General features: G+C 63.1%; 25 protein-coding genes, 2 tRNA genes, 1 other RNA gene and 1 pseudogene. 20 read left to right on the top strand and 9 right to left on the bottom strand.

Annotated features, from left to right (window positions below):
* The first annotated feature begins 2 nt into the window (after positions 1 to 2).
* The 6 genes from GBB11_RS08815 to GBB11_RS08790 are packed head-to-tail and all read left to right on the top strand — an operon-like array spanning position 3 to position 3353.
* Complete coding sequence (locus tag GBB11_RS08815) at positions 3 to 1139, top strand: TadA family conjugal transfer-associated ATPase (protein WP_151549675.1); 1137 nt, start codon at positions 3 to 5, stop codon at positions 1137 to 1139.
* The gene (locus tag GBB11_RS08810) at positions 1136 to 1924 is read left to right on the top strand and encodes a type II secretion system F family protein (protein ID WP_151549674.1); all 789 of its coding nucleotides are present in this window, start codon (positions 1136 to 1138) and stop codon (positions 1922 to 1924) included. The genes GBB11_RS08815 and GBB11_RS08810 overlap by 4 nt, the downstream gene beginning before the upstream one ends.
* A gap of 6 nt (positions 1925 to 1930) precedes the next feature.
* Complete coding sequence (locus GBB11_RS08805; RefSeq protein ID WP_151549673.1) at positions 1931 to 2479, top strand: type II secretion system F family protein; 549 nt, start codon at positions 1931 to 1933, stop codon at positions 2477 to 2479.
* A 31-nt stretch (positions 2480 to 2510) separates the two neighbouring features.
* A complete protein-coding gene (locus GBB11_RS08800) occupies positions 2511 to 2714 on the top strand; it encodes a DUF4244 domain-containing protein (RefSeq protein WP_151549672.1) in 204 nt (67 codons plus the stop codon).
* Entirely contained in the window at positions 2689 to 3039 is a 351-nt protein-coding gene (locus GBB11_RS08795; protein ID WP_151549671.1) for a hypothetical protein, read from the top strand. Before GBB11_RS08800 ends, GBB11_RS08795 begins: the two co-directional genes overlap by 26 nt.
* Entirely contained in the window at positions 3039 to 3353 is a 315-nt protein-coding gene (locus GBB11_RS08790) for an Rv3654c family TadE-like protein (protein WP_151549670.1), read from the top strand. The genes GBB11_RS08795 and GBB11_RS08790 overlap by 1 nt, the downstream gene beginning before the upstream one ends.
* A 154-nt stretch (positions 3354 to 3507) precedes the next feature.
* Here the strand turns inward: GBB11_RS08790 and GBB11_RS08785 are convergent, their stop codons facing one another.
* A complete protein-coding gene (locus GBB11_RS08785; protein WP_151549669.1) occupies positions 3508 to 5844 on the bottom strand; it encodes a DEAD/DEAH box helicase in 2337 nt (778 codons plus the stop codon).
* Positions 5845 to 6179: 335 nt separating this feature from the next.
* Between GBB11_RS08785 and GBB11_RS08780 the strand changes: the two genes are divergently transcribed.
* From GBB11_RS08780 to GBB11_RS08770, 3 genes are all read left to right on the top strand, one after another.
* Entirely contained in the window at positions 6180 to 6383 is a 204-nt protein-coding gene (locus GBB11_RS08780; protein ID WP_018019572.1) for a cold-shock protein, read from the top strand.
* 477 nt (positions 6384 to 6860) lie between these two features.
* Complete coding sequence (gene topA, locus GBB11_RS08775) at positions 6861 to 9836, top strand: type I DNA topoisomerase (RefSeq protein ID WP_151549668.1); 2976 nt, start codon at positions 6861 to 6863, stop codon at positions 9834 to 9836.
* A complete protein-coding gene (locus GBB11_RS08770; RefSeq protein WP_151549667.1) occupies positions 9836 to 10258 on the top strand; it encodes an NUDIX domain-containing protein in 423 nt (140 codons plus the stop codon). Before topA ends, GBB11_RS08770 begins: the two co-directional genes overlap by 1 nt.
* Here GBB11_RS08770 and GBB11_RS08765 read toward each other — a convergent pair.
* Positions 10255 to 11781, bottom strand: a complete 1527-nt coding sequence (locus tag GBB11_RS08765) for an adenylate/guanylate cyclase domain-containing protein (protein ID WP_151549666.1) — start codon at positions 11779 to 11781, stop codon at positions 10255 to 10257. The genes GBB11_RS08770 and GBB11_RS08765 overlap by 4 nt on opposite strands.
* 53 nt (positions 11782 to 11834) lie before the next feature.
* Between GBB11_RS08765 and GBB11_RS08760 the strand changes: the two genes are divergently transcribed.
* Together GBB11_RS08760 and GBB11_RS08755 are read left to right on the top strand one after the other, a co-directional pair.
* Positions 11835 to 13019, top strand: coding sequence for a DNA polymerase III subunit delta' (locus tag GBB11_RS08760; protein ID WP_151549665.1), 1185 nt, complete (start codon positions 11835 to 11837; stop codon positions 13017 to 13019).
* Between the two features lie 83 nt (positions 13020 to 13102).
* Positions 13103 to 13178, top strand: a tRNA-Thr gene (locus GBB11_RS08755).
* A 52-nt stretch (positions 13179 to 13230) separates the two neighbouring features.
* Here GBB11_RS08755 and GBB11_RS08750 read toward each other — a convergent pair.
* Positions 13231 to 14202, bottom strand: a complete 972-nt coding sequence (locus tag GBB11_RS08750; RefSeq protein WP_151549664.1) for a GIY-YIG nuclease family protein — start codon at positions 14200 to 14202, stop codon at positions 13231 to 13233.
* Between the two features lie 280 nt (positions 14203 to 14482).
* Between GBB11_RS08750 and GBB11_RS08745 the strand changes: the two genes are divergently transcribed.
* From GBB11_RS08745 to GBB11_RS08725, 5 genes and pseudogenes are all read left to right on the top strand, one after another.
* Positions 14483 to 15181 carry a hypothetical protein gene (locus GBB11_RS08745; protein ID WP_151549663.1) on the top strand — a complete coding sequence of 233 codons (699 nt, stop codon included), beginning with the start codon at positions 14483 to 14485 and terminating at the stop codon, positions 15179 to 15181.
* A gap of 130 nt (positions 15182 to 15311) precedes the next feature.
* Positions 15312 to 15632, top strand: a complete 321-nt coding sequence (locus GBB11_RS08740; RefSeq protein ID WP_151549662.1) for a PadR family transcriptional regulator — start codon at positions 15312 to 15314, stop codon at positions 15630 to 15632.
* Positions 15633 to 15641: 9 nt separating this feature from the next.
* Entirely contained in the window at positions 15642 to 16346 is a 705-nt protein-coding gene (locus tag GBB11_RS08735; protein WP_225979216.1) for a DUF5808 domain-containing protein, read from the top strand.
* A gap of 71 nt (positions 16347 to 16417) precedes the next feature.
* On the top strand, positions 16418 to 16939 hold the full coding sequence (locus GBB11_RS08730) for a pyridoxamine 5'-phosphate oxidase family protein (protein WP_151549660.1): 522 nt from the start codon (positions 16418 to 16420) through the stop codon (positions 16937 to 16939).
* A gap of 33 nt (positions 16940 to 16972) precedes the next feature.
* Positions 16973 to 18183, top strand: a pseudogene (locus GBB11_RS08725) (FAD-dependent oxidoreductase).
* A 58-nt stretch (positions 18184 to 18241) separates the two neighbouring features.
* On the opposite strand, the gene ffs reads toward GBB11_RS08725, so the two are convergent.
* Positions 18242 to 18336: signal recognition particle sRNA small type (ffs, locus tag GBB11_RS08720), an RNA gene on the bottom strand.
* 191 nt (positions 18337 to 18527) lie between these two features.
* On the opposite strand from ffs, the gene GBB11_RS08715 reads away from it, so the two are divergent.
* Positions 18528 to 18616 (top strand) — tRNA-Ser (locus tag GBB11_RS08715).
* A gap of 76 nt (positions 18617 to 18692) precedes the next feature.
* Here GBB11_RS08715 and GBB11_RS08710 read toward each other — a convergent pair.
* The 5 genes from GBB11_RS08710 to GBB11_RS08690 form a co-directional block, all read right to left on the bottom strand.
* The gene (locus GBB11_RS08710) at positions 18693 to 19475 is read right to left on the bottom strand and encodes an ABC transporter permease (protein WP_151549659.1); all 783 of its coding nucleotides are present in this window, start codon (positions 19473 to 19475) and stop codon (positions 18693 to 18695) included.
* On the bottom strand, positions 19475 to 20308 hold the full coding sequence (locus GBB11_RS08705; RefSeq protein ID WP_151549658.1) for an ABC transporter ATP-binding protein: 834 nt from the start codon (positions 20306 to 20308) through the stop codon (positions 19475 to 19477). The genes GBB11_RS08710 and GBB11_RS08705 overlap by 1 nt, the downstream gene beginning before the upstream one ends.
* Positions 20309 to 20314: 6 nt before the next feature.
* On the bottom strand, positions 20315 to 20644 hold the full coding sequence (locus GBB11_RS08700) for a hypothetical protein (RefSeq protein ID WP_151549657.1): 330 nt from the start codon (positions 20642 to 20644) through the stop codon (positions 20315 to 20317).
* A 210-nt stretch (positions 20645 to 20854) separates the two neighbouring features.
* Entirely contained in the window at positions 20855 to 21364 is a 510-nt protein-coding gene (locus GBB11_RS08695; protein WP_151549656.1) for a hypothetical protein, read from the bottom strand.
* 29 nt (positions 21365 to 21393) lie between these two features.
* Positions 21394 to 22086 carry a fasciclin domain-containing protein gene (locus GBB11_RS08690; RefSeq protein WP_151549655.1) on the bottom strand — a complete coding sequence of 231 codons (693 nt, stop codon included), beginning with the start codon at positions 22084 to 22086 and terminating at the stop codon, positions 21394 to 21396.
* Between the two features lie 124 nt (positions 22087 to 22210).
* On the opposite strand from GBB11_RS08690, the gene GBB11_RS08685 reads away from it, so the two are divergent.
* The 3 genes from GBB11_RS08685 (at position 22211) to GBB11_RS08675 (ending at position 24920) form a co-directional block, all read left to right on the top strand.
* Positions 22211 to 22765 (top strand): sigma-70 family RNA polymerase sigma factor, encoded by a 555-nt coding sequence (locus GBB11_RS08685; RefSeq protein ID WP_192795965.1) that lies wholly within the window; start codon positions 22211 to 22213, stop codon positions 22763 to 22765.
* A complete protein-coding gene (locus tag GBB11_RS08680) occupies positions 22762 to 23442 on the top strand; it encodes an anti-sigma factor (protein ID WP_151549653.1) in 681 nt (226 codons plus the stop codon). The genes GBB11_RS08685 and GBB11_RS08680 overlap by 4 nt, the downstream gene beginning before the upstream one ends.
* Before the next feature lie 224 nt (positions 23443 to 23666).
* On the top strand, positions 23667 to 24920 hold the full coding sequence (locus GBB11_RS08675) for an aminotransferase class I/II-fold pyridoxal phosphate-dependent enzyme (RefSeq protein ID WP_192796362.1): 1254 nt from the start codon (positions 23667 to 23669) through the stop codon (positions 24918 to 24920).
* The last annotated feature ends 104 nt before the right edge of the window (positions 24921 to 25024 follow it).

Here is a 25024-nt window from a genome sequence, read left to right as displayed (position 1 = left end):
CCATGAATAGCGAACGCATCCTGGATGCCGTGCACGCCCGGCTCGCTGCCTCCGAACAGCCCCAGCCTGAGGCCGCCGTGATAGCGGAGCTCATCCGCCAAGAAGCGGGAGTGATCTCTGATCGAGAAGTATTCACCCTGCTGCAGAAGCTGCGCCATGATTCCACCGGCGTCGGCATCCTCGAGGGACTGTGCAGCCTCGAGGGAGTCACCGACGTGGTGGTCAACGGGGTAGATCGCATCTATTTCGATCGCGGGCACGGCATGGAACACGCCGCGCTGAGCTTCGACTCGCCCGAACAGATTCGCGCCCTAGCGACACGCCTGGCTGTCGCCTGCGGCCGTCGCCTCGATGATGCCCAGCCTTATGCCGATGGGAAGCTGCGGCGTGCCGATGGCAGCTCCATCAGAGTGCACGCCCTGCTGGATCCACCGAGCGATACCGGCCCGCTCTTAAGCCTGCGCATGCTGCGCTCAGCGGCCGCCACTCTCACAGAGCTAGAAGAACGCGGCACCATGCCGGCGGAGGTCACCGAGTTTTTACAGACCATGATGGCCGCGCGGAAATCCTTTGTGGTGGTAGGAGGCACCGGCTCTGGGAAAACCACCATGCTCTCGGTCCTGCTCGCCGAGGTGGATGCGCGTGAGCGCATCATCTGTATCGAAGACACCGCCGAGCTGTCGCCAGCGCATCCGCATGTGGTGAATCTCGTGAGCATGGGGGCCAACGCGGAGGGCCGTGGGGAGATCACGCTCTCTCATCTGCTGCGCCAGGCGCTGCGGATGCGACCCGATCGTATTGTGGTGGGAGAGATCCGCGGCGCGGAGATCGTCGACCTGCTGGCCGCGCTCAATACCGGCCACGAGGGCGGTGCTGGCACCCTCCATGCCAACTCGCTCAGCGAGGTGCCCGCCCGCATGGAGGCGCTGGCTGCCCTCGGCGGGATGTCGCGGGAGGCGCTGCACGCCCAGCTCACCGCCGCCGTGGAGATAGTGATCGCGATGCGGCGCACCGCCACGGGCCGGATCATCAGCCAAATCGGCGTGGTGCGTTCCCAGCCCGTGCGCATCGAGGTGATCTGGGATGCGCGCCATCCGGCAGCTGACGGTCTGGCAATTGCAGAGAGTTGGCAGCGATGATCTCTATAGCGCCACTAACTCCGCTCGCCCTCGCCGCGGCCTTGCTCTTCATCACCGGTGCGGGCCCACGGCAGCGCATCCAGCACCGCGCTCGGCGGCGGCGCGGCGGCGCCCCCTGGGTTCTTGCCGCGATCGTCATGGTGGCCATTATCTGTGTGCTCGGGGCGGTGGCTCTCACCTGCGCTGCGCTCGTGGTGGTGGCGACCATCGCCTACGTCGCTCGCGATATGCACCGCCGTCGCCGGCAGCAGCGCGCCGCCGCGGCCGCCGGCCAGTGCGCCGGGGTACTGGCGGCGAGCATCCGCGCCGGGGCAAGCCTGCACCACGCCCTGGCGACCGCCGCTGAGACCGCCGCTGCCACCCCCATCGCGCAGCCCCTAGCCGCCGCCGTGAACCGCGCCCGCAGTGGCCGCAGCCCCGCCCCCGCGCTCAGCGGCGCCACCGACATCCCCGAGCTCGCGCGGATTGGGGCGCTCTGGCAGCTCAGCGAGCAGCACGGCATCGGGTTGGTGGCCCTGCTGGAGCGCACCCAGCAGCAACTCGATCAGGAACAGCGCCATGACAGCACTGTGCAGGCCGCACTCCAAGGGCCGATGGCCACTGCCGTGCTCCTGAGCGTGCTGCCTGCACTCGGGGTGGGGCTAGGCACCCTGATGGGCGCAGCACCGCTGGCCTTTCTCAGCGGCACCACCCTCGGCGGGGTGCTCCTCATGCTCGGCACCGCACTGATGTGCAGCGGTGTCCTCTGGACATATTCGATCATCAACACCGCACGGGGGTCCTAAACCACCATGGCAATCCTCTTTCTCGCCCTCGCCCTGCTGGCCTATCCCCAGCCCACAGCACGCATCCGACTGGCTACTGACCCCAGCTCGAGAAATCGCCGCCCCCGCGATGACCCGGTGGTCAGGCCACAGGATCGCGCCGCAGACATTGAGCTTCTTGCGGCCTGTATCAGCGGCGGTATGTCCCATGCCGCTGCCGTGAGCGCCGTGGCCACCGTGGCCGCGCCCGCAGACCGGCAGCTATGGGACACCGTGGCAGCCCTGCTCCGACTGGGTTGCAGCGCCGAGAAATCCTGGCAGCCCTTCCTGCACCACTCCGTGTTCGCTCCCGTCGCCGAGTTGGCGGTGCTGAGCAGCCGCGGGGGAACCTCTATTGCCAGCGGGCTCGACAGGATCGCCGCCTCGGTGCGGCACACAGCAGAAAACAACCAGCGCGCCGCCGCTGAGCGCGCCGGGGTGGTGATCGCCATCCCTCTCGCTGCGTGTTTCCTTCCGGCCTTTCTCATTCTGGGACTCATTCCCATCATCGTTGATATCGCCAGCACCCTGTTTTAAACCCACAACACCACTCAAAGGAGTCATCATCATGAACACCATCTATCACCTCATCCAGGTCCGACTTTCCCAGCTCCACCGCGAGGAGGAGGGGATGAGCACCATCGAATACGCCATGGGCAGCCTCGCGGCTGCCGCGCTTGCCGGGGTGTTATTCCTCGTCATCAATTCCGGAGCGGTCTCGGACGCGATTGAATCCATCATCACCGATGCGCTATCGAATTCCCCGAGCTAGCCGCCGGCTCCTCGCGGCGGAGGACGGCTCCGTCACCATCGAGGCCGCCCTCGGGCTGGCCTCGATGGTGGTGGTGTTTGCCCTCACGATCAGCGGCGTCGTGGCAGTGGCGGCATATCTTGCGGCCATCGATACCGCAGGGGCCGCGGCCCGTGCTGCCGCTATCGGCGAGAGTTTCATGCCTCCCCGAGGAAGCGTGCAGATCACCTCCAGCAACGGCGTCGTGGAGGCCACTGCGGCCATGCCCTCTCCTTTCGGCACCCTGCATGCCACGGCCCGCTTTCCGGTGGAATACACCGCCGGCGACGCACCTGGGGATAGCTGATGTGGCGCGATGAACGCGGCTACGCCACTGTCCTGCTGGTGGCCATGATCGCCGTGCTGTGCAGCATCCTGGCGGGCACGGCCACCGTGGGCAGCTTGCTCATCGCTCGGCATCACGCCCAGCTCGCTGCCGATATGGCGGCCGTGGCGGGCGCCTATGCGCATAGCGACGGCCACGATGGGTGCAGCGTGGCGGGGGAAGTGGCGCGAAGCAATAACGCGGATCTCGGCTCCTGCGCAGTGGAGGGCGCCGACATCGTGGTGCACACTGTCGTGCGCGGTCGAGAGGCCGTGGCCCGCGCCGGGCCTCTTTAGTCACCTGCGGCGATGCGCTTAGAGCCTGGCCACGTAGTGGGGAAGCGCCGTGCTCCCGTGGCTGGTGATGGTTCGCCGCGTTTGGAGAGTGTGGCCGACGCTTGCGAGTACACGGGCGATCGTGCCGCAGCGCTATCGGAGGCGGCGGGCGCTGCTAGGCGGCGCCGGTCATGCTCACCAACGCCCCCAATACGGCGATGGCTGCATCCTTATCTAGCGGTTGGTTGCCATTGCCGCACTTGGGCGACTGCACACACGAGGGGCAGCCCTCGGCGCAGGGGCAGGAGCGGACCGCCTCAAAGGTGGCGCTGATCCATTCGGGGAAACGGCGAAAGCCGGTGTCAGCGAAGCCCGCACCGCCCTCGTGGCCGTCATAGACAAATACCGTGGGAAGCCCGGTATCGGGATGCTCCATCGTGGATACCCCACCGATATCCCAGCGATCGCAGGTGGCCAGAAGCGGCAGAATGCCGATGGCCGCGTGCTCGGCCGCGTGCAATGCCCCGGGCGCCTCTGCCGCGGAAACATTCAGTTGCTGAAGGATCGCGGGATCGAGGGTGTAGGACACGGCGCGGGTGCGCAGCACCTGGGGAGACATCTCCAGCGGAATCTCCTCCAGCGGTTGGCCGTTGGTATAGCGCTTCACATAGCCCACCACCTGCTTCGTTACCTCCACCTCGAGGTTGGCCACCCAGAGCCCAGGCGCATAATTCACCAGCGCCTCCTCCTCTGGTGCGGCAAGGATCCGCAGGGTGGTGGAGCTGCGGGAAAAGGTGGAGTACGGGGGTTGTTCGGGGTGGACGAGGGCGAGATTCTCGGCCACATCGAGCTCATCCACCACGAAGCTTTCTCCTTGGTGCAGATACACCGCGCCAGGAAAGACCTGGGCTTGGGCACGTGCGGGGTCCACGGTGCCGAGCATGCGGCCGTCGGTGGAATCGACGATGAGCACCTCACCGCCGTCGTTGCCACGCAGTGCCACCTGGCTGTGAATGGTGTCTACCTGCCGTGGGTCGGCGGGGTAGTAGCGGCCATGGCGGTGGCGCAGCAGCTGATCCTCTACCAGCTGAGGAAGGACCTGCCCCGCGCCCAGGGCGTCGATATCCGCGAGATTCAGCGGCTTTTCCGCGGCCGCGCAGAGCACATGTTCGCTCACCACATAGGGGTTGGTGGGATCAAAGACGTGTTCTTCCAAGGGGCGCTCGAGCAGGGCCTCGGGGTGACGGATGAGGTAGGTGTCCATGGGGTCGCTGCGGGCGACCAGCACATAGAGCGAGCCTTGGCCGCGGCGCCCTGCGCGGCCGGCCTGCTGCCACATCGAGGCCACGGTGCCGGGAAAGCCGGCAGAGACCACCGCATCAATACCTCCGATATCGATGCCCAGCTCGAGGGCATTGGTGGTGGCCACGCCCAGCAGCTCCCCCTCGTCCAAGGCCCGTTCGAGGGCGTGGCGATCCTCGCGGGTATAGCCGGCGCGATAGCTGGCAATCCGGCGGGCATAGTCGCGGTGACCGGCGTGAATGAGCTCTTCGGCGCAGCGTAGCGCCACGGTTTCCGCGGTGTGGCGGGAGCGCACAAAGGTGAGCGTGCGAGCACCTTCGGCGAGCAGTAGCGCCATCACATCGGCGGCCTCGGTACTGGCGGCTCGCCGCTGGGGCGGCTGCCGCTCGTCCGCGCTCGGGAGAAGGGAGGGCTCGAGGAGCATGATGGTCTGCTCGCCGGCAGGCGCGCTATCGCGCTCCACGCTGGTGATATCGAAGTCGGGGACATCGATGAGCCTGCTGGCGTGTGCCGCTGGGTCGCGGGAGGTGGCCGAGGCCAGCACGAAGGTGGGGTGCCCGCCGTAGTGGGCGCAGAGCCGGCGTAGCCGTCGCAGGACTAGCGCCACGTGGGCGCCGAACATACCGCGATAGACGTGGGCCTCGTCGATCACCACATAGCGCAGGTTGCGCAGCAGCCGCGTCCAGGAGCCGTGGGCGGCCAGGATGGAGGCGTGCAGCATATCCGGGGTGCTAAACACGAAGCGAGAGGCGTCGCGGATGGGGCGGCGCGCGTCGACGGGGGTGTCGCCGTCATAGGGGTGCGGGGCGACGTCGTGAAGCGCAGAAATGGTGGAGCACAGCCGCGCTACGGTGTGGAGTTGGTCATTGCCCAGGGCCTTGGTGGGGGTGATGTAGAGCGCGCAGGCGCGATCATCGGCGGCGAGGGCGCTAAGGATGGGCAGCAGGTAGCCGAGGGATTTACCCGAGGAGGTGCCGGTGGAGATGATGGTGTCGCGGCCGGCATGGACCGCTTCGGCGCATTCCACCTGGTGGGCATAGGGGCGGGTGATGCCCTTGTGTTCGAGGTGGGTGCGCAGCTGTGGCAGCACCCAGTCGGGCCAGTCTTGGTAGGCGGCGGGCCGGCTCGGGCGGGTACCGATGAACGTGGGCGTGGCGGTGGGGAGCGCAGTGCTGATGATGGTGGTGAGTTCGGCACCAAAAGAGGACATAACTGCGCCACTTTCTGTTGGTTTTGTGTGCTTATAAAAAATAGTATTAGCGCGTTGAGCTGCGGAAAGGCAGTATTTTTCAAATATAGACTATCCCTTTGCTGAAAAACATGACACACTGGGACTCGGTCGGACGTTTTCTGATAGCTGCACAGCATCAGATGTGACCAGCCCACTAAGTGGGCACACAGAGGAATCGAAGAGTTTGTAAGCGCCACATAGAGCGCCACACCACGTTGTGAACAATCCGGTGAATAAGACGCCCTCCCGGCATGGCTCGTGCAATAGGAGCTAGGTCGTATCGCACTTCAAGAAAAAGATTTGAGTTAGTTTTTATGGCACAGGGAACTGTGAAATGGTTCAACGCGGAAAAGGGCTTTGGTTTCATCGCCCCTGAGGACGGCTCTGAAGACGTCTTCGTCCACTACTCCGAGATTCAGGGTGGCGGTTTCCGCACTCTCGAGGAGAACCAAAAGGTTGAGTTCGAAATTGGCGAGGGTGCTAAGGGTCCGCAGGCCCAGGCAGTGACTGCCCTCTAAACCTCCTGGCGTATCGGCCCTCGGGTCGATTCTGCTTGAAGCCCAGCGTGTAATGCGCTGGGCTTTTGTGGTGCGTGCAGGGCATGTGCAGGAGCAGGCGCCGTTGCCGGAGTGCTCGCGCGATCGCCGGCTGTGCTGCGCTTGTGCCAGTGCATGGCGTCCCCCGTTGCTGGTACCCCAGATAGCACCGTGGAAGACCCATATATTACTGTGTACGCTAAATGACCACAGATAAAGAAGATGGGTACTGGTGCAGATGTGTCTGCGCGGTGACGCGTGGAATGTGACTAGTGTTCATCGTGGTCGGATCGTGCGGTAGCGCGAGCGTCCTAGACGCGCCCGCGGCATGGAGTGACCGCTACATGCGCAGCACCGCCCACCTCACTAACCATCTTGAGATAGCTCCAATACACGTGAGCAGCAGCCGCGAGTACCGCTAGACGGCACCGTGGCTGCACCACGCGAGGAAAGGTAACCGTGGCTGAAGGAACGAAGCGCCTAGTGATTGTCGAGTCGGCGACCAAGGCGAGGAAGATCCAGCCGTATTTGGGCGATGATTACATCGTCGAAGCATCGGTGGGGCACATTCGTGACCTCCCGCGTGGTGCTGCGGACATCCCCGCGAAATACAAGAAGGAGTCGTGGGCTCGGCTGGGCGTGGATGTGAACAACGAGTTCGCCCCGCTCTATTTGGTGAGCCCCGATAAGAAGAAAAAGGTCGCCGACCTTAAAAAGAAGCTGAAGCAGGTAGACGAGCTCTACTTGGCCACAGACCCCGACCGCGAGGGCGAGGCCATCGCGTGGCATCTGCTCGAGGTGCTGAAGCCAAAAATCCCCGTGCGCCGTATGGTGTTCAATGAGATCACCAAGCCCGCCATTCTGGCCGCCGCGGAAAATACCCGCGAGTTGGACATGAATCTGGTGGACGCCCAAGAGACCCGCCGTATCCTCGACCGCCTCTATGGCTACGAGATTTCGCCGGTGCTGTGGAAGAAGGTGATGCCGCGGCTGTCCGCAGGCCGCGTGCAGTCGGTGGCCACCCGCGTGATCGTTGAGCGCGAGCGCGAGCGCATGGCCTTTGTTTCGGCCGAGTACTGGGATCTGGTGGCGGAGGTGGCCGCGCAGCACGCGAAGGCCGATGAGCCGCGTGATTTCCAGGCGAAGCTCACCGGGGTGGAGGGCAAGCGCATCGCCCAGGGCCGCGACTTCAACGATGCTGGCGCGCTGCGTAAGCCGGATGATGTTGTGGTGGTGGATAAGTCCACCGCCGAGGCCCTCGAGGAGGGCCTGAAGGGCCAGCCCCTGCGGGTTAGCGCGGTGGAGGAAAAGCCCTATACCCGCAAGCCCTATCCGCCGTTTATGACCTCTACGCTGCAACAGGAGGCTGGGCGCAAGCTGCATTACACCTCGGAGCGGACGATGCGCATCGCGCAGCGCCTCTACGAAAACGGTCATATCACCTATATGCGTACCGACTCCACCACGCTGTCGCGTGCCGGCCAGGAGGCTGCTCGGGTGCAGGCCCGGGAACTCTATGGCGAGAGCTATGTGCCCTCCAGCCCGCGCCAGTACTCCCGCAAGGTGAAGAACTCCCAGGAGGCACACGAGGCGATCCGCCCCGCCGGCGAGTCTTTTGCCACCCCGGCTTCCCTGTCGGGCCAGCTGGATGCCGAGGAGTTCAAGCTTTATGAGCTGATTTGGCAGCGCACCGTGGCCTCCCAGATGGCGGATGCCAAGGGCACCTCCATGAAGGTGAGCATCGCGGGCACCGCCCAGTTGTCGTCCGGGGACCAAGAGGTGGAGTTCTCCGCCACCGGTCGCTCGATCACCTTCCCCGGCTTTTTGAAGGCCTATGTAGAGACCTCGCGTCTCGCCGATGGTCGCAATGTTGCCGATAATGCCGAGAAGCGTTTGCCGCGTCTCAGCTCCGGTGATGAGCTGCGCACCAAGGACGTGCATGCGGAAAGCCATGCCACCAATCCTCCGGCTCGCTACACCGAGGCGAGCTTGGTGAAGAAGATGGAAGACCTCGGTATTGGTCGCCCGTCCACCTATGCCTCGATTATCAAGACCATTCAGGATCGCGGCTATGTCTTCCCCCGCGGCAATGCGCTTGTGCCCTCGTGGGTGGCCTTTGCCGTCGTGGGGCTGATGGAGTCCAACTTCTCGGCATTGGTGGATTATGATTTCACCTCCTCCATGGAGGATGAGCTCGACGATATCGCCGTGGGTAATGAGGATGGTCACCACTGGCTGAGCGATTTCTACTTTGGCAACAAGGCCGCATCTGAGAACACGGCGGAGTCGATCGCGCGTTCCGGTGGGCTGAAGTCGCTTATCGACGACAACCTGGAGAGCATCGACGCCCGCTCCGTTAATTCCCTGACCCTCTTTGATGACGAGCAGGGGCGCCCCATCGTGGTGCGCGTGGGCCGCTATGGCCCCTATCTGGAGCGCGTTGTTGGCACCCAATCGGATGGCAGCCCCGAATATCAGCGGGCGAACCTGCCGGATTCCACCACCCCCGATGAGATCACTCTCGAGGCAGCGGAAAAGCTCTTCGCCACCCCCCAGGGCGGCCGTGAGCTGGGCCGTAACCCAGAGAATGGTCGCATGGTGGTGGCCAAGGAGGGCCGCTATGGGCCCTATGTGACGGAGCTGGTGACCAACGATGAGGAAAGCCACATCCTCGAGGTGGCGGAGCAGATCATCGCCGAGGAGCGCGCGGCCGAGGACGCCGAGCGCGCCAAGGAGGGCAAGCGCGCCAAGAATTGGGAGACCAAGACTGCGGCGAAGCAGAAGGAAAAGCGGGTCCGCGAGATCATCGACGAGCGCCTCAAGCCCGGCACGGCCTCGCTGTTTAGCTCGATGGAGCCGGCCACGGTGACCCTCGACGAAGCCCTGAAGCTGCTGTCCCTGCCGCGCGAAGTGGGCGTGGACCCGGCCGATAATGAGCTCATCACCGCCCAAAATGGCCGCTATGGCCCCTACCTGAAGAAGGGGAATGACTCCCGTTCGCTGGGCGATGAAGAGCAAATCTTCAGCATCACCCTCGAGGAGGCGCGCCGCATCTACGCCGAGCCGAAGCGCCGTGGCCGGGCCGCCGCCAAGCCGCCGCTGAAGCAGCTGGGCGATAACGATGTCTCGGGCAAGCCCATGTCCGTCAAGGACGGCCGTTTCGGCCCCTATGTCACCGATGGCACCACCAATGCCTCGCTGCGCAAGGGCGATACCCCAGAAACCATGACGGATGCTCGCGCCTGCGAGCTGCTCTCTGAGCGGCGCGCGAAAGAGGCGGAGAACCCCAAGGCCTCGAAGTCCGCTAAGAAGTCGCGGAAGAAGGCGAGCAAGAAAGCCAGCAAGAAAGCCACGAAGAAAAGCAGCAAGAAGTCGGTGAAGCGCACCACCAAGAACGTGGTGAAGGCCGGATCGCGGCGGCGTTCGGCGAAGTAATGGCTACAGGCGTGGTGCGGGTGACAGCCGTGGTGGTGCGGGATGAACACGGCCACGTGCTCGCCGTGCGTAAGCGCGGCACCACCCGGTTCATGCAGCCCGGCGGGAAACCGGAACCGGGCGAAAGTCCCAAAGACACCGGCATTCGGGAATTGCGCGAAGAGATCGGGCTCGTGCTCACGCCGGAGGAACTGGACTCGCTCGGGTATTTCGAGGCCCCAGCCGCCAATGAGGCGGGCTGGGTGGTCTCAGCGGATGTCTTTGTGTGCACCCGTCTGCTCAGCGCGGCCGAGGCCGCGGCCATCGCGCCCGCCGCTGAGATCGAGGAGCTGCTGTGGATGGATCCGCACCGGCTATCCGACTATGGCGTGGAGTGCGCCCCACTGATGGTGCGGGAGATTCTGCCGCGCCTCGGCACTTAGGAACGCTCCGCCAAGGTGGGGCGGATGGGGCGCGCCAATTGCGTCATCGCTTGGCGCCCGCGCAGCTCCACAGACTTCAACACGGTCCAGCGGGCCTGCTCGGCCTCGTTGGCGTCGCGCAGCGTGGAGGCAGAGGTCAGGGTCTTGCCAGGGGTGTCCTTGGCGAGTTCGGTGAGGCGGGCGGCCTGGTTTACCGCATCACCAATCACGGTGTATTCGAAGCGGTCATGGCCGCCGATATGCCCGGCCACCACGTGGCCGGTTGCGACACCGATACCGCATTCCAGCTGGCTGTCCTTGAGGCGGCGCTGCAGATCGCGGGCCGTGGCTAGGGCGGCACCGGTGGAATCAGATAGCGATACCGGCGCCCCAAACACGGCGAGGGCGGCGTCTCCCTGGAACTTATTGATGATGCCGCGGTGCTCATGCACCGATTCCACCACGTGCTCGAAAAACTCATTGAGCACGGTGACCACTTGCTCGGGGGTGTGGTGCACGGCGAAGGTGGTGGAGCCAATAACGTCCACGAAGAGCACCGCCACCTTGCGGTCCTCGCCGCCCAAGGTGGGCCGTTCCTCGAGGGCGCGGCTGGCCACCTCGGCGCCGACATAGCGGCCGAAGATATCGCGCACCCGCTGGCGCTCGCGCAGCCCGCGCATCATTTCATTGAAACCGGCTTGGAGCACACCCACCTCGGAGCCGTCGTAGATGTCCACGGCCACGTCCTTCTCGCCGCGCCGCACCCGGTTGATGGCGTCTTGCAGCTCCATGATGGGATCCACCACGCTCATGATCAGCAGGGTGGTCGCGAGCAGCCCGGTGATGAGCGCCACCACACAGAGCGCCAGAATAGCGGGCAGAATGTCGGCGGGCTCGGTGGTGAAATATCCCACCGACTGCCCGGTGAGCAGCAAGATGATGCCGACGATGGGCATGGCGGTGGTGGCCAGCCACGTCAGCCGCATGCGATGCGACACGGGCGGCTCGAGGGTGGAATCTTCGAAGCGCCGAGCCAGAGCTTGGGTGGCCACGGGACGCACAAGGCGCTGCGCCTCGAAATAGGTGAGCAGCACAACCGCGGAGCCGCCAAGGAAGGTAGCGAAGAAGATCACCGCGGCGAAACGCCCCGAGACACTACTGGCGACGATGGTGAGAATCGCGATACCGATCAGCCACACCACGCCCGCAATAATCGCCTGATAGACGGGGATGCGCATCACCAGATTGCGCACCATATTGCGGTCATGTTCATCGGGGTGGCGCTGCCACATCAGCACCGGTTTGAAGAGGTAGTAGGTGGCGATGGCCCCCACGATCATGGCGAAGAACACGTAGAAGATGCCGATGGAGGCGACGTCGAAACGCGACTGGCCAAAGTTCGTGCCCTCAGGCAGCGGGATGAGGTAGTGGATGAACGCCATGATGGCCACGGCACCCAAGAGGTTCGACCCGAGAACAGTGGCGCCATAGAGCGGCCACGCAGTTCCCCAGAGCCATGTCAGTGCCCGTGCCAATCGATTCATAGTGATTACTTTAATCAGTTGATCTCCGTTTCGGTGAGCTACGCTAGTTTGTCGTGAGCTCCGAAGTATTCAACCGCCTCGCTGGGGCGACGAGCGTGACACGGGCGCTTGTCGACGCCGCCTCGCACCCCGAGCACATGACCCATGCGTGGCTCCTCACAGGCCCACCCGGATCTGGACGATCAGTGGCCGCTCGAGCTTTTGCCGCCGCGCTCGTCTGTGACACCCCAGGCGGCTATGGCTGTGGGCAGTGCGAGGGCTGCCGGATGGTGTTCGCCGATACCCACCCCGATGTGTTTCACCTCGTGCCCGAGGGCGTGGTGATCCCCGTGGCCCAGGTCCGCGACCGCATCGTCCCGCTGGCCAATACCTCGCCCACCCACGGGCGGTGGCGCGTGATCATCATCGAAGACGCCGACCGGCTCGGATCGGAGTCCTCCAATGCCTTGCTGAAGACTGTGGAGGAGCCGCCGGAGCGCACCGTCATGATCTTCTGCGCGCCCTCCACCGACCCTGAGGACTTCTCGGTGACGTTGCGCTCGCGCTGCCGCCACCTCTATATCCCCATGCCCAGCCCCGAGGACGTGGCCGAGCTACTGATGAGGGAGGGGGTGGCCAACGAGCAGGCCGCGCACCTAGCGGCGGCAGCCTCCAGCGGGCACATCGGCCGCGCCCGGCACCTCGCCACCGACACCCAGGCGCAGAAACGACGGGCACGAGTGCTGCAGCTCGCGGAACTCGTCAACCACGGCTCCAGTGCCTTCCAAGACGTGGCGGCGCTGGTGAAAGTGATCGAAGACGAAACCGAGAGCACCCTCGCCGCCCACAATGAAAAGGAAACAGACGAGCTGAAGCAGTCCCTCGGCATGGGCTCGCGGGGCAAGGGAACCGCCGCGGCGCTGCGGGGCAGCAGGGGCGAGCTGAAAGAGCTCGAAAAGCAGCAGAAGCGGCGGCGGACCCGCTCCACCCAGGATGCGCTCGATCTGGCTCTCACCGACCTCGCTGGACTGTATAGGGATGCGATCATTGTGGCGAGCGCGGCGTCGACAAGCCTGACGCACCCAGATTTTGCGGGGCTCTCGCGCGATCTCGCCGAACAGGTGGGGGTGGCGGGGCTGCTGCGCTGCATCGATGCGATTGCGGAATGCCGGGAGATGCTGACATTTAATGTGCGCCCCACGGTGGCGTTGGATGCGATGATCGGGAAATTCCGGCTGGCGTATGGGGTGGAGCAGTAGCCGACGGGCGGATTTAGGAATGTGCGCTGTGGTGCGCTACACTTCCAGTCGGTAATGGCGACGCCTCTGGCGTCGTGATACCGGCCGCCTTAGCTCAGTCGGTAGAGCATCTCACTCGTAATGAGAAGGTCGCGAGTTCGATTCTCGCAGGCGGCTCCACTGAAAAAGCAGGTCAGCCCCACTTTCCGGGAAAGGAAGGTGGGGCTTTTTCTTATGGCTGGTGGCCTCGACCTGCGGTGGTGGTCGTTTCTTGCCCCTCCTCCCAATCGCCCAGGGTCTGTCTTGTCTCCGTCTTCCAGAGGGTCCGCCCATTCGCGGATACCCAGCCAGAGACGATGGCCCCGGCGGCGGAAGGGGAGGTGAACACGACGTTTTTCACTAGCTGGACTAGATCCGGTGTGGGGCCGGGTCTGGAGGTTTCCACGATCGTCGCATGCAGGGCTTGGCGGTTGGTGAATTGTTTCCTCGTCGAATCGGACCAAGCGGGGTTGTCCTTCATGGCCGCGGGGATGATGGAGCCTGCCAAGAGAGTGAACTCGCCATCGATGAGCTGTGCTTGGGCGTCGGCCCCTTTCCGGTTTCTAAAGTAGAAGACGGGGCTGTCCGAAGACTCAGAGGCTTCATCAGTCGGCGCAGGAGCGACTGGGGCAGTGGACCCCTCGGGGATCGTCAGTGGGGTGGTGCGGCCTCGGAAGATATCGAAGCCGAGAACCGGCATGAGAATCCGTATCTGGGTGATGAAGTACTGCATGTCGGATTGATCAGCCTCGGGCAGGGCAGCTCCGCCGCTCGGGGAGACACTGTTGTAAAGGGAGATCCGACCGATGGACTTAGCGAGTGTAATCAGCTCCGACTCGAGGTACCTCACGTGGGCCTTGGTGAGGTTCATGTCCTTGGATGTGATGATGACGACGTCTTCCCAGAAGTCCTTGCGGGCGTTGTGATTCTCCAGCCGTTTGATGACATTGTCGCCCTCGCCGATATAGGCGGCCCGCTCACCGTCCTCATTAGTGCCGAAGAGGACGTAAACGCCAGTTCTTTGGGCTTCCTCGCGATTCTTGAGCCTAGCGAGGTCCTTGCGGCGTGCCCGGAGCATGTGCCCAGTCCAGTTGAGAATCTCGGCGGTCATCAGCCCGCCGACGGTGCCGTCGACGAGGTAGAGCCGAACTTGCTTGCCATTCATCGAAACATCCTCCGATTTTTATCCCAGCCGGATTCGGTACAGGCTCTCCAGGGACTCTGGCGGGGCTGGGGTTGCGACACAGATCTGTTGTATAAGCCTATCGGGACGCGAAGCGGAGTGGACTCTTCTCCGCCAGTGACAAGAGCCGATTGGGTGGAGTGCCCAGTGGGTATGAGCAGCCGAGCTGAGCACAATCGCTGTGGCACAGGCACAGGCGTTGTAAGTTGAGGCTGGAGATACGTGGTGTCCGTGTGGTGGTCGGGTCTGTGGAGGAGATGTCATGGCGGTATCGCAGAAAGCTCTGAGGGCTGCTCTCGCTGTTCTGGGCGCACCGGAGGAGGCTGTATCCCCAGAGACCGTGTGGGAGCAGACAGTCAGCTTTTACCCCGCATCGTGGAAGAAGAAGTGGCCGGCGGAACTTCCCCTGCCGTGGTTCTTGGAGAGAAAGGAGCCGGCCCTTTCGGTGTCTCGGCAGAGGCTGTTCGAGATCGGGCAATCCGTGGAGACCGAAGAGGACGCCGTGAACTTCTACGTCGCTGTCTGCTCCTGGGGTGCTGGGACGAGTGCTCTGCAGATTTCTCGAAGTGTTCGTCCCCTCCACGAGCCCGACGCGCCCGGCAGGCTCGTGGAGGGGATCACAGCTGCGTCGACAGTGCCGGCGGCCGAAGGCTATGCACTGTTCTATCGTTCGGGACCAGCAAAGATTACAGGGTTGGGGCCTAGCTTCTTCACCAAGCTGCTGTACTTCGCCGCGGGGCAGCCTAGCCCAAGCGATACCCGGCACCCGCTCATTCTCGATAGGAGGGTGGCGCAGTCCCTGGGGTGGAAGACAACGACAGGCTGGACACCTGCCGGCTACACCTCATATCTCGATGTGGTTGAAGCAGCGCATGAACGATGGCGGCCGGATCTTCCTACTGACGTCATCGAGTACACCCTTTTCCAGGGGCATACTTCCGAGACTCCCCCGTCCATATAACGGGTGCAGCCCCACGGGTGTGGCGCGCCATCTCTTGCGGGACTAGGCGGCGCCCGCAGGTGTTTCTTGGTGGGTGTCTTTTCGGCAGCTACTGTGTATGACACGCTACTAGGTTGGGCGAGGGGGCTATATGGCGGAATCGCAATTGCGCAAGGGAGCTATCGAGCTGGTTGTGCTTGGGCTGCTGCAGGAACGAGCATCCTATGGCGGCGAGGTGCTCGAGCGGCTGCGCGTGGAGGCGGGCCTCGAGGTCTCCTCCGGCACGGTCTATCCGCTGCTCGCTCGACTCCGCAAAACCGGAATGGTGGGCACCTCGTGGGAGGAGTCTCCTATAGGGCCGCCGCGCAAAATCTATGAGCTCACCACTTCTGGGCGCACCCGCCTCGTGCAGCTGGCAGAGGAATGGGAGCAGCTCGCGGCGGCGGTGGCGGCAACAACACGGAAGGCATGAGTGAGCACAATGAACTGGTGGACTCTCGACGAGGATGGGCAGCGGCGCGTGTGTGGGCTGCCGGTGTCCTCGTTCTGGGCGGGGGATCGAGATGCGGTGCTCGATAACTTCGAGCCGGAAAATCCGCGTCTGTTTGTGCCCCGCACCTTGGGGTTGGGCTGGGATCTCAACCTCGGGGCGGTGGCGGTGAAGGCGGGTTGGATTCGCCCCGATGATTCCTTGCCGGATCTCGCCGAGCATATTCCTGCTAGGTGGCGTCGCGTGCTGCAGCTCGGGCCGCGTATCGGCGGTCTTGGCGTGGCTGCTGGCGCCCTCGCGGTGGCGAGTCTCAAGACGGCGCCCGTCCAGTGGTCGCTGGGTGGCCAGCCGAAGAAATGGGGTCCAGGGATCGTGGCGGCGGCCCTGCCGGCGGGGATCGTCGGTGTTATCGCAGTGCTGCCGCAGCTGACGGGGCGCCGCGGCTCGGAGGCACCTCAGGAGGCAGATCTCTCGCAGGCGTTCTCGGTGGCCTCGCGGGCGGAGCTATGTGGTGCACAAGTCATGGCACTGCTGGCGCTGCATGCCACGTTCTGGTCGGCGCTTCGGCCCGAGCGACGCCAGATTGTGGGTGCAGCCGCACCGTGGGCGTGGCCGGTGATCAGCGGTGGGCTCAAGATCGCGTGTGTGCGCAGCGCCTTGACGGCGCTCGATGCCCAGCTGCGGGAGGCGGACTGAACTGGGCTGAGAGGTTGGCCATCCATCCCCAGCCCGCGTCGGCAGTGCCGAATGACGCCTAGGATGGCCCTATGAGTGCTACACACACATCACAATCCACCCCTGACTCCACCGATCGCGCTGCACAGCAGCGGCGCACAGTGCGCGAGCTCATCCGCTCGGCGCGTTTTGCCATGGTCACCACCACGGATAGCGCTGGGTCGTTGGTGTCTCGTCCCATGACGGTCCAGGCGGTCCGCGACAACGGCGAGATCGTATTTATCCTTCCCCAGGAGGGCGATACCGCCCAGCAGGCAGATGGGGCGCAGGTGAATCTGGCCTTCAACGATGACATGTCTTTCGTCTCCGTTGCGGGAGTGGGCGAGATTTCCCACGACACCGAGCTGCTCGCCGAGCTCTGGGGCCCGGGCACCGATGCTTTTTCGGAGGAGGGCGAACACCCCGAGAACACCGACAAGGTGGTTCTGATCGTGCGTGGCGAGTCCGCCCAGTACTGGGAAAGCCCCTCGCGCCCCTCCCTGATGGTTCGGACATTTACTGGTCTCGTCTCCGATGAGCGCCCCTCGGGCGATAGCGGCACCGTCGAGCTCTAGATTCCTTTCCCCAATCCTAGGAGCACACCGCCTATGACCACCTATGATGTCATCGTTATTGGCGCCGGCGTGGCCGGTTTGGCCGCTGCCCGCGCCGTGCAGGACAGCGGCCACAGCGTCATCGTCCTCGAGGCGAGCGATCGCCTCGGCGGCCGCATCACGACCGAGGAGGTCGATGGCTTCCTCGTCGACCGCGGCTTCCAAATCTTAAACCCCGCCTACCGTCACCTGCGCGCCAGCATCGACATCACGCGGCTCGGGCTGCGTTCTTTCCCCGCGCGCTACGGGTGCGCACCGAGTCCGACCTAGTGGAGCTCAACGACCCCACGCGCTGGCCGCAGGCGCTGCCCGCCGTGCTGAAATCTGGTTTGGTGGCCAAGGAGGATCTCGCCGCGTTGCGCCTGCTCAAGGGGATTACCAGCGCCGATACCACGCGCGCCGAGGCCTTCGATAAGGCCGGTTTTAGTGGCGCTTTACGACGCCACGTTCTCGATCCTTTCCTCGCTGGCGTGGTGGCAGAACGAGAGGGCAGTACCTCCTTTAGGCACACCGCGTGGCTGCTGTCGATGTTCATGGCCGGTACTCCTGGCCTGCCGAGCGGCGGCATGCGCACCCTGCCGCGCATCATGGCTGAGGGCCTAGATGTGCGGTTGAACCAGCCGGTGAGCCGAATCGATACCACCACGGCCACCATGTGGGTGGGAGAGACAGAGCTGCACGCGCGCAGCATTGTGCTCGCTGCCGGACTGGAGTCCTCGGCTGAGTTGATGGGTACTGATACCCCGGCGATGCATGGCACGCGCACCTTCTGGTTCGCCGCCGATGAGGCCCCCAGTGATACCGCTGCGGTGCATATCGACGGGCGTGGTACCTCCGGAGAATATGGACCTGTGACCACGACCTGCGTGGTGAGCCATGTCGCGCCCGAGTATGCGCCGGCCGGCCAGCATCTCATTGCCGCGCTGACGCTCAGCGATGATACCGAGCCGAGCGAGGAGGATACGCGCCGCCACCTGGGTGAGATCTACGGGGTGGACACCACCGCGTGGCGCTGTGTGGCCACCCACGATGTGCCCGATACTCTGCCCGCCGTGGCCCCTAGCGAGCCGGGCGGCGACCGCGCGCTGCGGCATGAATTGGTGGTGGCCTGCGGCGATCAATTCGGCAATGCGTCCACAGATGGCGCTATCGCCTCCGGCCAGGCGGCCGCGGAGATCGTGGAGGATATTCTCGCCACTCAGTAGTGCGGAGCGGCGTGCTCGTGGCGTCGATAAGCGGCGCCGGGAACCTACCCCAGAAACAATAAAGGGATCCCACGCACCCGTCAGAGCTCGCTGACCCTTGCTGCATTCCTGCCCTGGGGGAGTTCACAAGATGGACGCCGCGTGGAATCCGTGTACCACTGTAGCAATAGCCAAGCGTGAGAAGCAATAAGGTAGGCGATCTCGGCGGGCTCTGGGGCGACCGGCGCGCCGGGCTGCTGGTTGACCGGCGAAAAGAGGGCGGCTGACAAGGCGTTTTTGGGTTTGTGGTCGAGTGTGTGTAGTGTATCTAGCGAACAGAGGCGCTCTGCGCTTGTGTTTGGCATGGAGGATTCGACTAGCGGCCTATGTCACACGCCTGGAACGCGTGCGGGGTTCACGCCCCTCGTGGGTTCAAATCCCACATCCTCCGCCACTGACAAATCTCCCGACGCATCCTGATAGATGCGCCGGGAGATTTTTTTATGTCCTTCAGTGGGGCGGCGCGGTGCTTAACCGAGCTCGCAGCGGTTGAATCTGTAGATTCCCCACAGGAACACCACGAGCACTAGGCTCAGTGAGCTCCCCACGGGAATCAGCCAGGCCTCTACCGCGTCCTGGCTCGAGATCTCAGTGCTCAGGCGCGACAGGCCCAGTGGGCTATAGGCGGCAATTCTGTCGAATGTCCCGCCGATTGCAATGAGAAGATAGAGCCCGACTCCGGCCAGTACTGGGGCTCCGATACCTGGTTTTAGTGTGGTGGCGAGGAGCTGGACTGCGCTGATGAGCGTCATTTCTAGACCCCACACCAGGCTGGCAACGAGGACTGGGAGATAGGGGGCGTCAGAAAATACCAGTGCGGTGCCTGCCCACGTGAATGTCGCCCCGATGACCGCATAAGCAAAGATGGCGCACCACGTAGAGATAGCCCCCGTCGCTAGGTAGTAGGAGCGTCGCAGGTTCTTCGTCAGAATAAAAGGAACATCGCCGTTGCTGCTCAGCTGCGCGTATCCGAGTGCGTTGATGGTGAGCAGCCCGAGCGTGATGATTTGCGCCAGGTTTTTCATCCATCCTGCATAGGAGTGGTGCCACGATGGTTCAGGCATCGTGGCGGCCAGAAGCTCGGTCATCTCTGGCCCAGCCAGACTGCTCATGATCTCGGGCATATGCGAGCTAATCACGCCCTGGGTGCCTGCCATCGCCACGATGAGCGCGAGCATCACCCACGTGCTGGTTGAGCGCAGTAGCCGCACACCGTGGTAGCGCCATAGGGGCAGTAGCTGCTGAGACGCCATCACTGCTCCTCCTTTCCCTTGGTGAGGCGTGCGTAGAAGTGCTCGAGTCCCTGGTGCTGCGGTTCGATGCGTGACTGCGGGTCGATTGCGTGAATGGCTGCGGCGATGCGCTCGGCGTGCTCGGCGCGGGTGCTGAGGGCAAAGTGTGCCCGCGGCATCCCGTGTGATTCGAGAAGCTCGTCGATCTGCCCCTGGGCGAGAAGCCGGCCGCGATGGAGCACTCCAAGGTGGGTGGATACTTTTTCGACATCCGCCAGAATGTGGGAGGAAAACATGATGGTTGCGTGCCCTCTCAGCTCCTTAATGATCGCCAGCACGTCCGCACGCCCCATGGGGTCCAGAGCGCTGGTGGGCTCATCCATGATCAGCAGGGTCGGTGCAGTAATCAGTGCCGCGGCGATCCCTAGCCGTTGCTTCATTCCCCTCGAGAACGCGCCGACTGTGCCCGGTGCATGTGTCAGCCCTACGAGTTCTAGTAGCTCAGTAGCTCTGTGCGACGCCACCTCCGATGGCACATTATCGAGGCGGGCAAGTGTGATGAGGGCGTCTGTGGCGCCGAGCCACGGACTGAGTTGTGGCACATCGGGAAGATACGAGACCCCTCCTCGTGGTGTGGGCGGCAAGGTGCCGCGAGGAGTGCCCAGCACCGTGGCCTGCCCGCTGCTGGCAGCGGCAAGGCCTAATAGGATCCGGATCGTGGTGGTTTTTCCGGCCCCATTCGCCCCGACGAAGCCATAAACAGCGCCCCGTGGTACCCGCAGCTCCACGTCTGTGAGCACGCGGTGGCTGCCGTAGTTTTTGCACAGCTTCGTCGTCGTTATTGCCCATTCCATGGTGGTTTATTCCTTATATACACCGTCGATCACAGACGAGACGCCCGTGCCGTGGTCACGTGGTTGCTGTTTCTGGGCGCGATGGAAACGCTCCTGTTCAGCCATCGCCCGCTCTTCCCTGATGTGCATGATGAGGAACACAACAGGGCCGAGGAGCTGTCCCATAAGGATGATGGCTGTCCAGATCGAGCGAGGCAGCCCAGCGATACGCTCGCGCTTATCTTTCCAGAGCCGGAGCAGGGCCCACACCATCGCGCCGAGCTGGCACACGATGAGAAGGGCGAGAAGGACCAGCAGGTACGTGGGCAGATCCTGCACAGCGTCGAATGTGTTCATGATGTCCTCATTGTTCTTCTGGAATGTACTTGCCGTACATAGTAGCTTGTAATACATACTAGCAGGCGGCACACGACCCGCACCGCGATTGTATGCGGCGAGCGGCGAGGCGGTGGCGGCATCTTTGTGCCCGCGACGAGAAGCTCCCCTGACCCGAGACAGGACTAATCCCCCGCAGGATACGTCCTGCGGGGGATTGAAGGCGTCAGCTTAACGCAGCGTCAACGGGGTGGTAGCGGTGCCGTCGTTGAAGTGGATGACCTGGGTGCTGCCGTCGATGTTGGGGTAGGCGGCGCAGCCGGTGAGGGTTTGGAAGTCACCGGCGAAACCGGCTTGGCCATCGCAGACCACCGGGGTGGTGCCGTCGATCGTGACCATGGTGTCGGGGCCAGCGATGCCGATGGCGAGGCCCGGCTGAACGCCGTGGGCCTCTACTACTGCACCCTCGCCTACAGCGATAGCGGCGGGGCCGGAGAAGTTGGAGGCGTGGGCGGTAGCGGAGCCATTGAGCACGGAGATGCCGAGGGCGATGGCGTCATCAGCCTTGGCGTGAGCGTGGCCATTCTCAACATCCCACTGGGGAAGAGCACCAGCGACGTTAAAGCCCGGGAGGGTGGGCTGGAGGGCATCCTCGAGGGTGCCGGCCTGGGCAGCGGCCGGAGCGAGAATCATGGAGCCACCCAATACGGTCATGGCAGCAAATTTGGTGAAGCGTTTCATAGAAGTTTCTCCTTTGAGAGGGTGAAAAATTACTTGTTCGGTATCAGGACGGTGTCGATGATGTAGACCCGAGCGTTCTCGGTGGGCACATTTCCACAGCCCACGGTGGCGTCATTGGCCATCATTGGATCACCGTCGGTGACGGTCAGCATTGAGCCTTCAACGGTGGAGTGCTCGCCTACGACCGCATTCATGTCGGCTTGGCCTTCAACAACGTGGTAGGTGAGAATGCTGGTCAGCATGTCGGAGTTGGTCTTCAGCTCTTCGATGGTTGCTGGGTCAAGCTTCTCGAATGCGTCGTTGGTCGGGGCAAAAATGGTCCATTCCCCGCCTTGTATCGTGCTGACGAGATTGACGTCTGGGTTGAGTTCTCCAGTCAGTGCTGCGGTGAGCGTGGAAAGCTCGGGAATATTCGGCAGCGCCTCGACTATGTTCTGGCCGGCGATGACCTCGAGGGAGGCGGGGCCGTCCGGGTGGGCGTCGGCATATGCCTGGCATAGCGGGCCGCGCGGAGCGTTGGATGCAGCCTCTGTCTCAGCTTCGGTCTCAGCCTCAGCCTCGCTGGAAGGGCTGTCCTCAGAGCTGGCCATGCTGGAGGTGCTGGAGGTGCTGTCCTTTGTCTCAGCGCTATCGGAGTCATCGGCGGTACAGCCGCTGAGCATAATCCCGGTGGCGCCGAGAATAGCGGCTGCGGTGAAAATTGGGTGGCGATTAAGTTGCATATAAATCCACTTCGTTGTTTTGAAAACAGGCAACTATTTTGTTGCCCTCACAAAGTGTTCGGAGCCAAAGAGGGATCGGGTGGGTGTCGCTCGAAATATTCTTTTCGTGTGTAGGCTTGGCCCTGTGCCTAACGTTAAATCTCACCTCGACGCTTTGCTCGAGGCCACCTCGCGGGGGGACGTACAGGCTTTTGAGCAACTTTTTGCACTTCTGCATAAGCGCGTCTACGGACTAACGCTTCGCATTCTCACTGACCGCAATTTGGCGGAAGACGCCGCTCACGAAGCATGGCTATCGGTATGGGAAAAGTCCTCGTCATTCGACTCGCATAGAGGATCTGCCGAGGGCTGGGTTCTCGCCATGGCACATCGCCGAGCAGTTGATGTCGTACGCACCAGAGAAGCCCACCATCGCCGTAGCGCTGAATATGCCCAGTCCATGAGCCTAACTCAGTCCGTGGATGCGGCAGATACTCATCTGCTTCGTATTGATGAGCATGCAGAACTAGCCGAGTGTTATGAACAACTCACCCCAAAACAGCGTCAGGCAATTTCTCTAACGTATTTTGAAGGGCTGACGTACCAAGAAGTAGCTGATCTGCTCGGAGCTTCTCATTCGGCGATCAAAACTCGTTTACGAGATGCAATGAAAGCTTTAAGGAGGTGTATGGGCTCATGACTACACAACAACCATCGCGGGAGGAACTAGAGGCGCTGGCCGCCCTCTCGGCCTTAGGGTCGCTGCCGCTCGATGAGCAAAGAAAACTGGGTGTGGCAGATAATGACGAGTTCATTCATCTCCAGCATCAGTATCGAGATGTCCTCGCCGGCCTCAACTCCGATGTCGATATGCCTGATGCCCAGGCTGCGTGGGAGCGCCTGCGCCGAGATATTGCTCCCGTGGCCACGGTGGACACCCAAGCGACTCGACGGCGCCGGCTGCCGCTGTTGCTGGCGAGCGCCAGCGCCGTGGTGGTGCTGGTCATCGGCACTATTACCTTCACCACCATGTATGCCTCCTCCGATCGCTCAGAGACTGAGCAGTCCGAGGTGAGCACTAGTGAACGCCAGGTAGCTGGCGGCACGGTGACTGTGGAGTATGCCCCAGGCGCCGACACGGCGAAGGTGATGTTGCGCGATGTTCCCGCACCGCCACCGGATCAGGCCTATCAGATGTGGCTTGTGGAGGATGCCGGTCCCCGTTCCGTCGGCGTGATGGAATCCGCAGAGGTACTGCCCGAGATGGACGTGGAGCTTGACGGCGTCGCGCAGGCGCAGTCAATCATGATTAGCCAAGAACCTGCGGGTGGATCGACCACTCCATCGATGTCGCTGCTCGACATTGTTTTGCCATAGTTCGCCTCGACGTCGCCACGCGGGCGAGGATGAGACAGCCGACTACCGCGCCCTGCAGGGCTAGAATCCGCTGCTCATCTGTGTGCGATCATAGAAAAACGACAGACCGAGCAGTAGAGTAAGGGCGGAAATGATCGCCCACGACTATCACCTGTGGCGTGACTGACCACGAGAACAACCAGAAATACGGAAGGGCGGGTCGCGACGTGACCGAACTGAAGGATATGAAGCAACAGGACTTCGAGGAGATTGCCGCCGATGCGCGCAATCGTTATGAGGAGCTCGTTCAGCGCGACCTGCAGCTGGATCTGACCCGCGGTAAGCCCTCTGCGGAGCAGCTCGACTTCGCGGAAGAGCTGCTGGCTCTGCCTGGGAAGGGCGACTATCGCACCGCCGATGGGGTCGACGTCCGCAACTACGGTGGCCTCAACGGCATCGTCGATATCCGCGAGATCTATGCCGAGCTGCTCGGGCTCGATGTCTCCCAGGTATGCGCCGGTGATTCCTCCAGCCTCAACATCATGTTCGACATCATGAGCTGGACCCACACCTTCGGTAACTGTGATTCCCCGCGCCCGTGGTCGCAGGAGGAGAAGCTGCGCTGGATCTGTGTGGTGCCCGGCTATGACCGCCACTTCTCCATCACCGAGCACTATGGCTTCGAGATGGTGACCGTGCCCATGCTCGAGGACGGCCCGGACATGGATGCCATTCGCGAGCTGGTGAAGGATCCGAGCGTGAAGGGCATGTGGGCGGTGCCGGTGTTCTCCAACCCCACCGGTGTGACCTTCTCCGAGGATGTGTGCCGAGAGCTCGCCGAGATGGAGACCGCGGCACCTGATTTCCGCATCATGTGGGACAACGCCTATGCGGTGCACGTATTCGATGAATTCCCCGAGAACCACAATGTGCTCGAGATGGCCAAGAAGGCCGGCAACCCCAACCGCTTCTGGTATCTCACCTCCACCTCGAAGGTCACCTTCGCCGGTTCGGGCGTGGCCATCTTCGCCTCCTCCGCCGCCAACCTGGAGTGGTACGCCTCCCACGCAGGTATTCGCGGCATCGGCCCGAACAAGGTGAATCAGCTGGCCCACGCCCGCTATTTCGGCTCTGCTGACGGAGTGCGCGAGGTGATGCGCAAGCATGCCGGCTCTTTGGCGCCGAAGTTCCACAGCGTGCTGGAGATTCTCGAGCAGCGCCTCGGCGGGCTCGGCATCGCCACCTGGACGAAGCCGGAGGGCGGCTACTTCATTTCCCTCGACGTGGTGGATGGCACCGCCTCTCGCGTGGTGGAGCTGGCCAAGGAAGCCGGCATCAAGCTCACCGCCGCTGGATCGACCTTCCCGCTCAAGCAGGACCCCAACGATCGTAATATCCGCCTCGCCCCCTCGATGCCGCCGCTGAATGAGGTCCAGGTCGCCATGGATGGTGTGGCCACCTGTGTGCTGCTCGCCGCGGTAGAAAAGCTCGCGCACTAAATCTTCCTCTGTACAGGCATCTCCCTCGTTCCCGCAGCGCGCGGGGCGGGGGAGTCGTGCGCTGGGCCGTCGCCAGCAGCTGCGCTTATGCCCGTGCAGATGCC

The organism is Corynebacterium sp. 74A, from assembly GCF_008930665.1.
GTDB lineage: Bacteria > Actinomycetota > Actinomycetes > Mycobacteriales > Mycobacteriaceae > Corynebacterium > Corynebacterium megadyptis.
The sequence above is the reverse complement of the archived record's forward strand: the minus strand, read 5'-3'. Positions and strand labels throughout refer to the sequence as shown.

Excerpts from the sequence above, each read along its gene's own strand:
- GBB11_RS08690 (WP_151549655.1), bottom strand. The coding sequence starts at position 22,086 with ATGCAACTTAATCGCCACCCAATTTTCACCGCAGCCGCTATTCTCGGC.
- GBB11_RS08745 (WP_151549663.1), top strand. The coding sequence starts at position 14,483 with ATGGCGGTATCGCAGAAAGCTCTGAGGGCTGCTCTCGCTGTTCTGGGC.
- GBB11_RS08680 (WP_151549653.1), top strand. The coding sequence starts at position 22,762 with ATGACTACACAACAACCATCGCGGGAGGAACTAGAGGCGCTGGCCGCC.
- GBB11_RS08795 (WP_151549671.1), top strand. The coding sequence starts at position 2,689 with ATGCGCTATCGAATTCCCCGAGCTAGCCGCCGGCTCCTCGCGGCGGAG.
- GBB11_RS08730 (WP_151549660.1), top strand. The coding sequence starts at position 16,418 with ATGAGTGCTACACACACATCACAATCCACCCCTGACTCCACCGATCGC.
- GBB11_RS08810 (WP_151549674.1), top strand. The coding sequence starts at position 1,136 with ATGATCTCTATAGCGCCACTAACTCCGCTCGCCCTCGCCGCGGCCTTG.
- GBB11_RS08695 (WP_151549656.1), bottom strand. The coding sequence starts at position 21,364 with ATGAAACGCTTCACCAAATTTGCTGCCATGACCGTATTGGGTGGCTCC.
- GBB11_RS08700 (WP_151549657.1), bottom strand. The coding sequence starts at position 20,644 with ATGAACACATTCGACGCTGTGCAGGATCTGCCCACGTACCTGCTGGTC.
- GBB11_RS08780 (WP_018019572.1), top strand. The coding sequence starts at position 6,180 with ATGGCACAGGGAACTGTGAAATGGTTCAACGCGGAAAAGGGCTTTGGT.
- GBB11_RS08750 (WP_151549664.1), bottom strand. The coding sequence starts at position 14,202 with ATGAATGGCAAGCAAGTTCGGCTCTACCTCGTCGACGGCACCGTCGGC.
- GBB11_RS08675 (WP_192796362.1), top strand. The coding sequence starts at position 23,667 with ATGAAGCAACAGGACTTCGAGGAGATTGCCGCCGATGCGCGCAATCGT.
- GBB11_RS08815 (WP_151549675.1), top strand. The coding sequence starts at position 3 with ATGAATAGCGAACGCATCCTGGATGCCGTGCACGCCCGGCTCGCTGCC.
- GBB11_RS08790 (WP_151549670.1), top strand. The coding sequence starts at position 3,039 with ATGTGGCGCGATGAACGCGGCTACGCCACTGTCCTGCTGGTGGCCATG.
- GBB11_RS08805 (WP_151549673.1), top strand. The coding sequence starts at position 1,931 with ATGGCAATCCTCTTTCTCGCCCTCGCCCTGCTGGCCTATCCCCAGCCC.
- GBB11_RS08735 (WP_225979216.1), top strand. The coding sequence starts at position 15,642 with ATGAACTGGTGGACTCTCGACGAGGATGGGCAGCGGCGCGTGTGTGGG.
- GBB11_RS08770 (WP_151549667.1), top strand. The coding sequence starts at position 9,836 with ATGGCTACAGGCGTGGTGCGGGTGACAGCCGTGGTGGTGCGGGATGAA.
- GBB11_RS08765 (WP_151549666.1), bottom strand. The coding sequence starts at position 11,781 with ATGAATCGATTGGCACGGGCACTGACATGGCTCTGGGGAACTGCGTGG.
- GBB11_RS08740 (WP_151549662.1), top strand. The coding sequence starts at position 15,312 with ATGGCGGAATCGCAATTGCGCAAGGGAGCTATCGAGCTGGTTGTGCTT.
- GBB11_RS08710 (WP_151549659.1), bottom strand. The coding sequence starts at position 19,475 with ATGGCGTCTCAGCAGCTACTGCCCCTATGGCGCTACCACGGTGTGCGG.
- GBB11_RS08785 (WP_151549669.1), bottom strand. The coding sequence starts at position 5,844 with ATGTCCTCTTTTGGTGCCGAACTCACCACCATCATCAGCACTGCGCTC.
- GBB11_RS08800 (WP_151549672.1), top strand. The coding sequence starts at position 2,511 with ATGAACACCATCTATCACCTCATCCAGGTCCGACTTTCCCAGCTCCAC.
- GBB11_RS08705 (WP_151549658.1), bottom strand. The coding sequence starts at position 20,308 with ATGGAATGGGCAATAACGACGACGAAGCTGTGCAAAAACTACGGCAGC.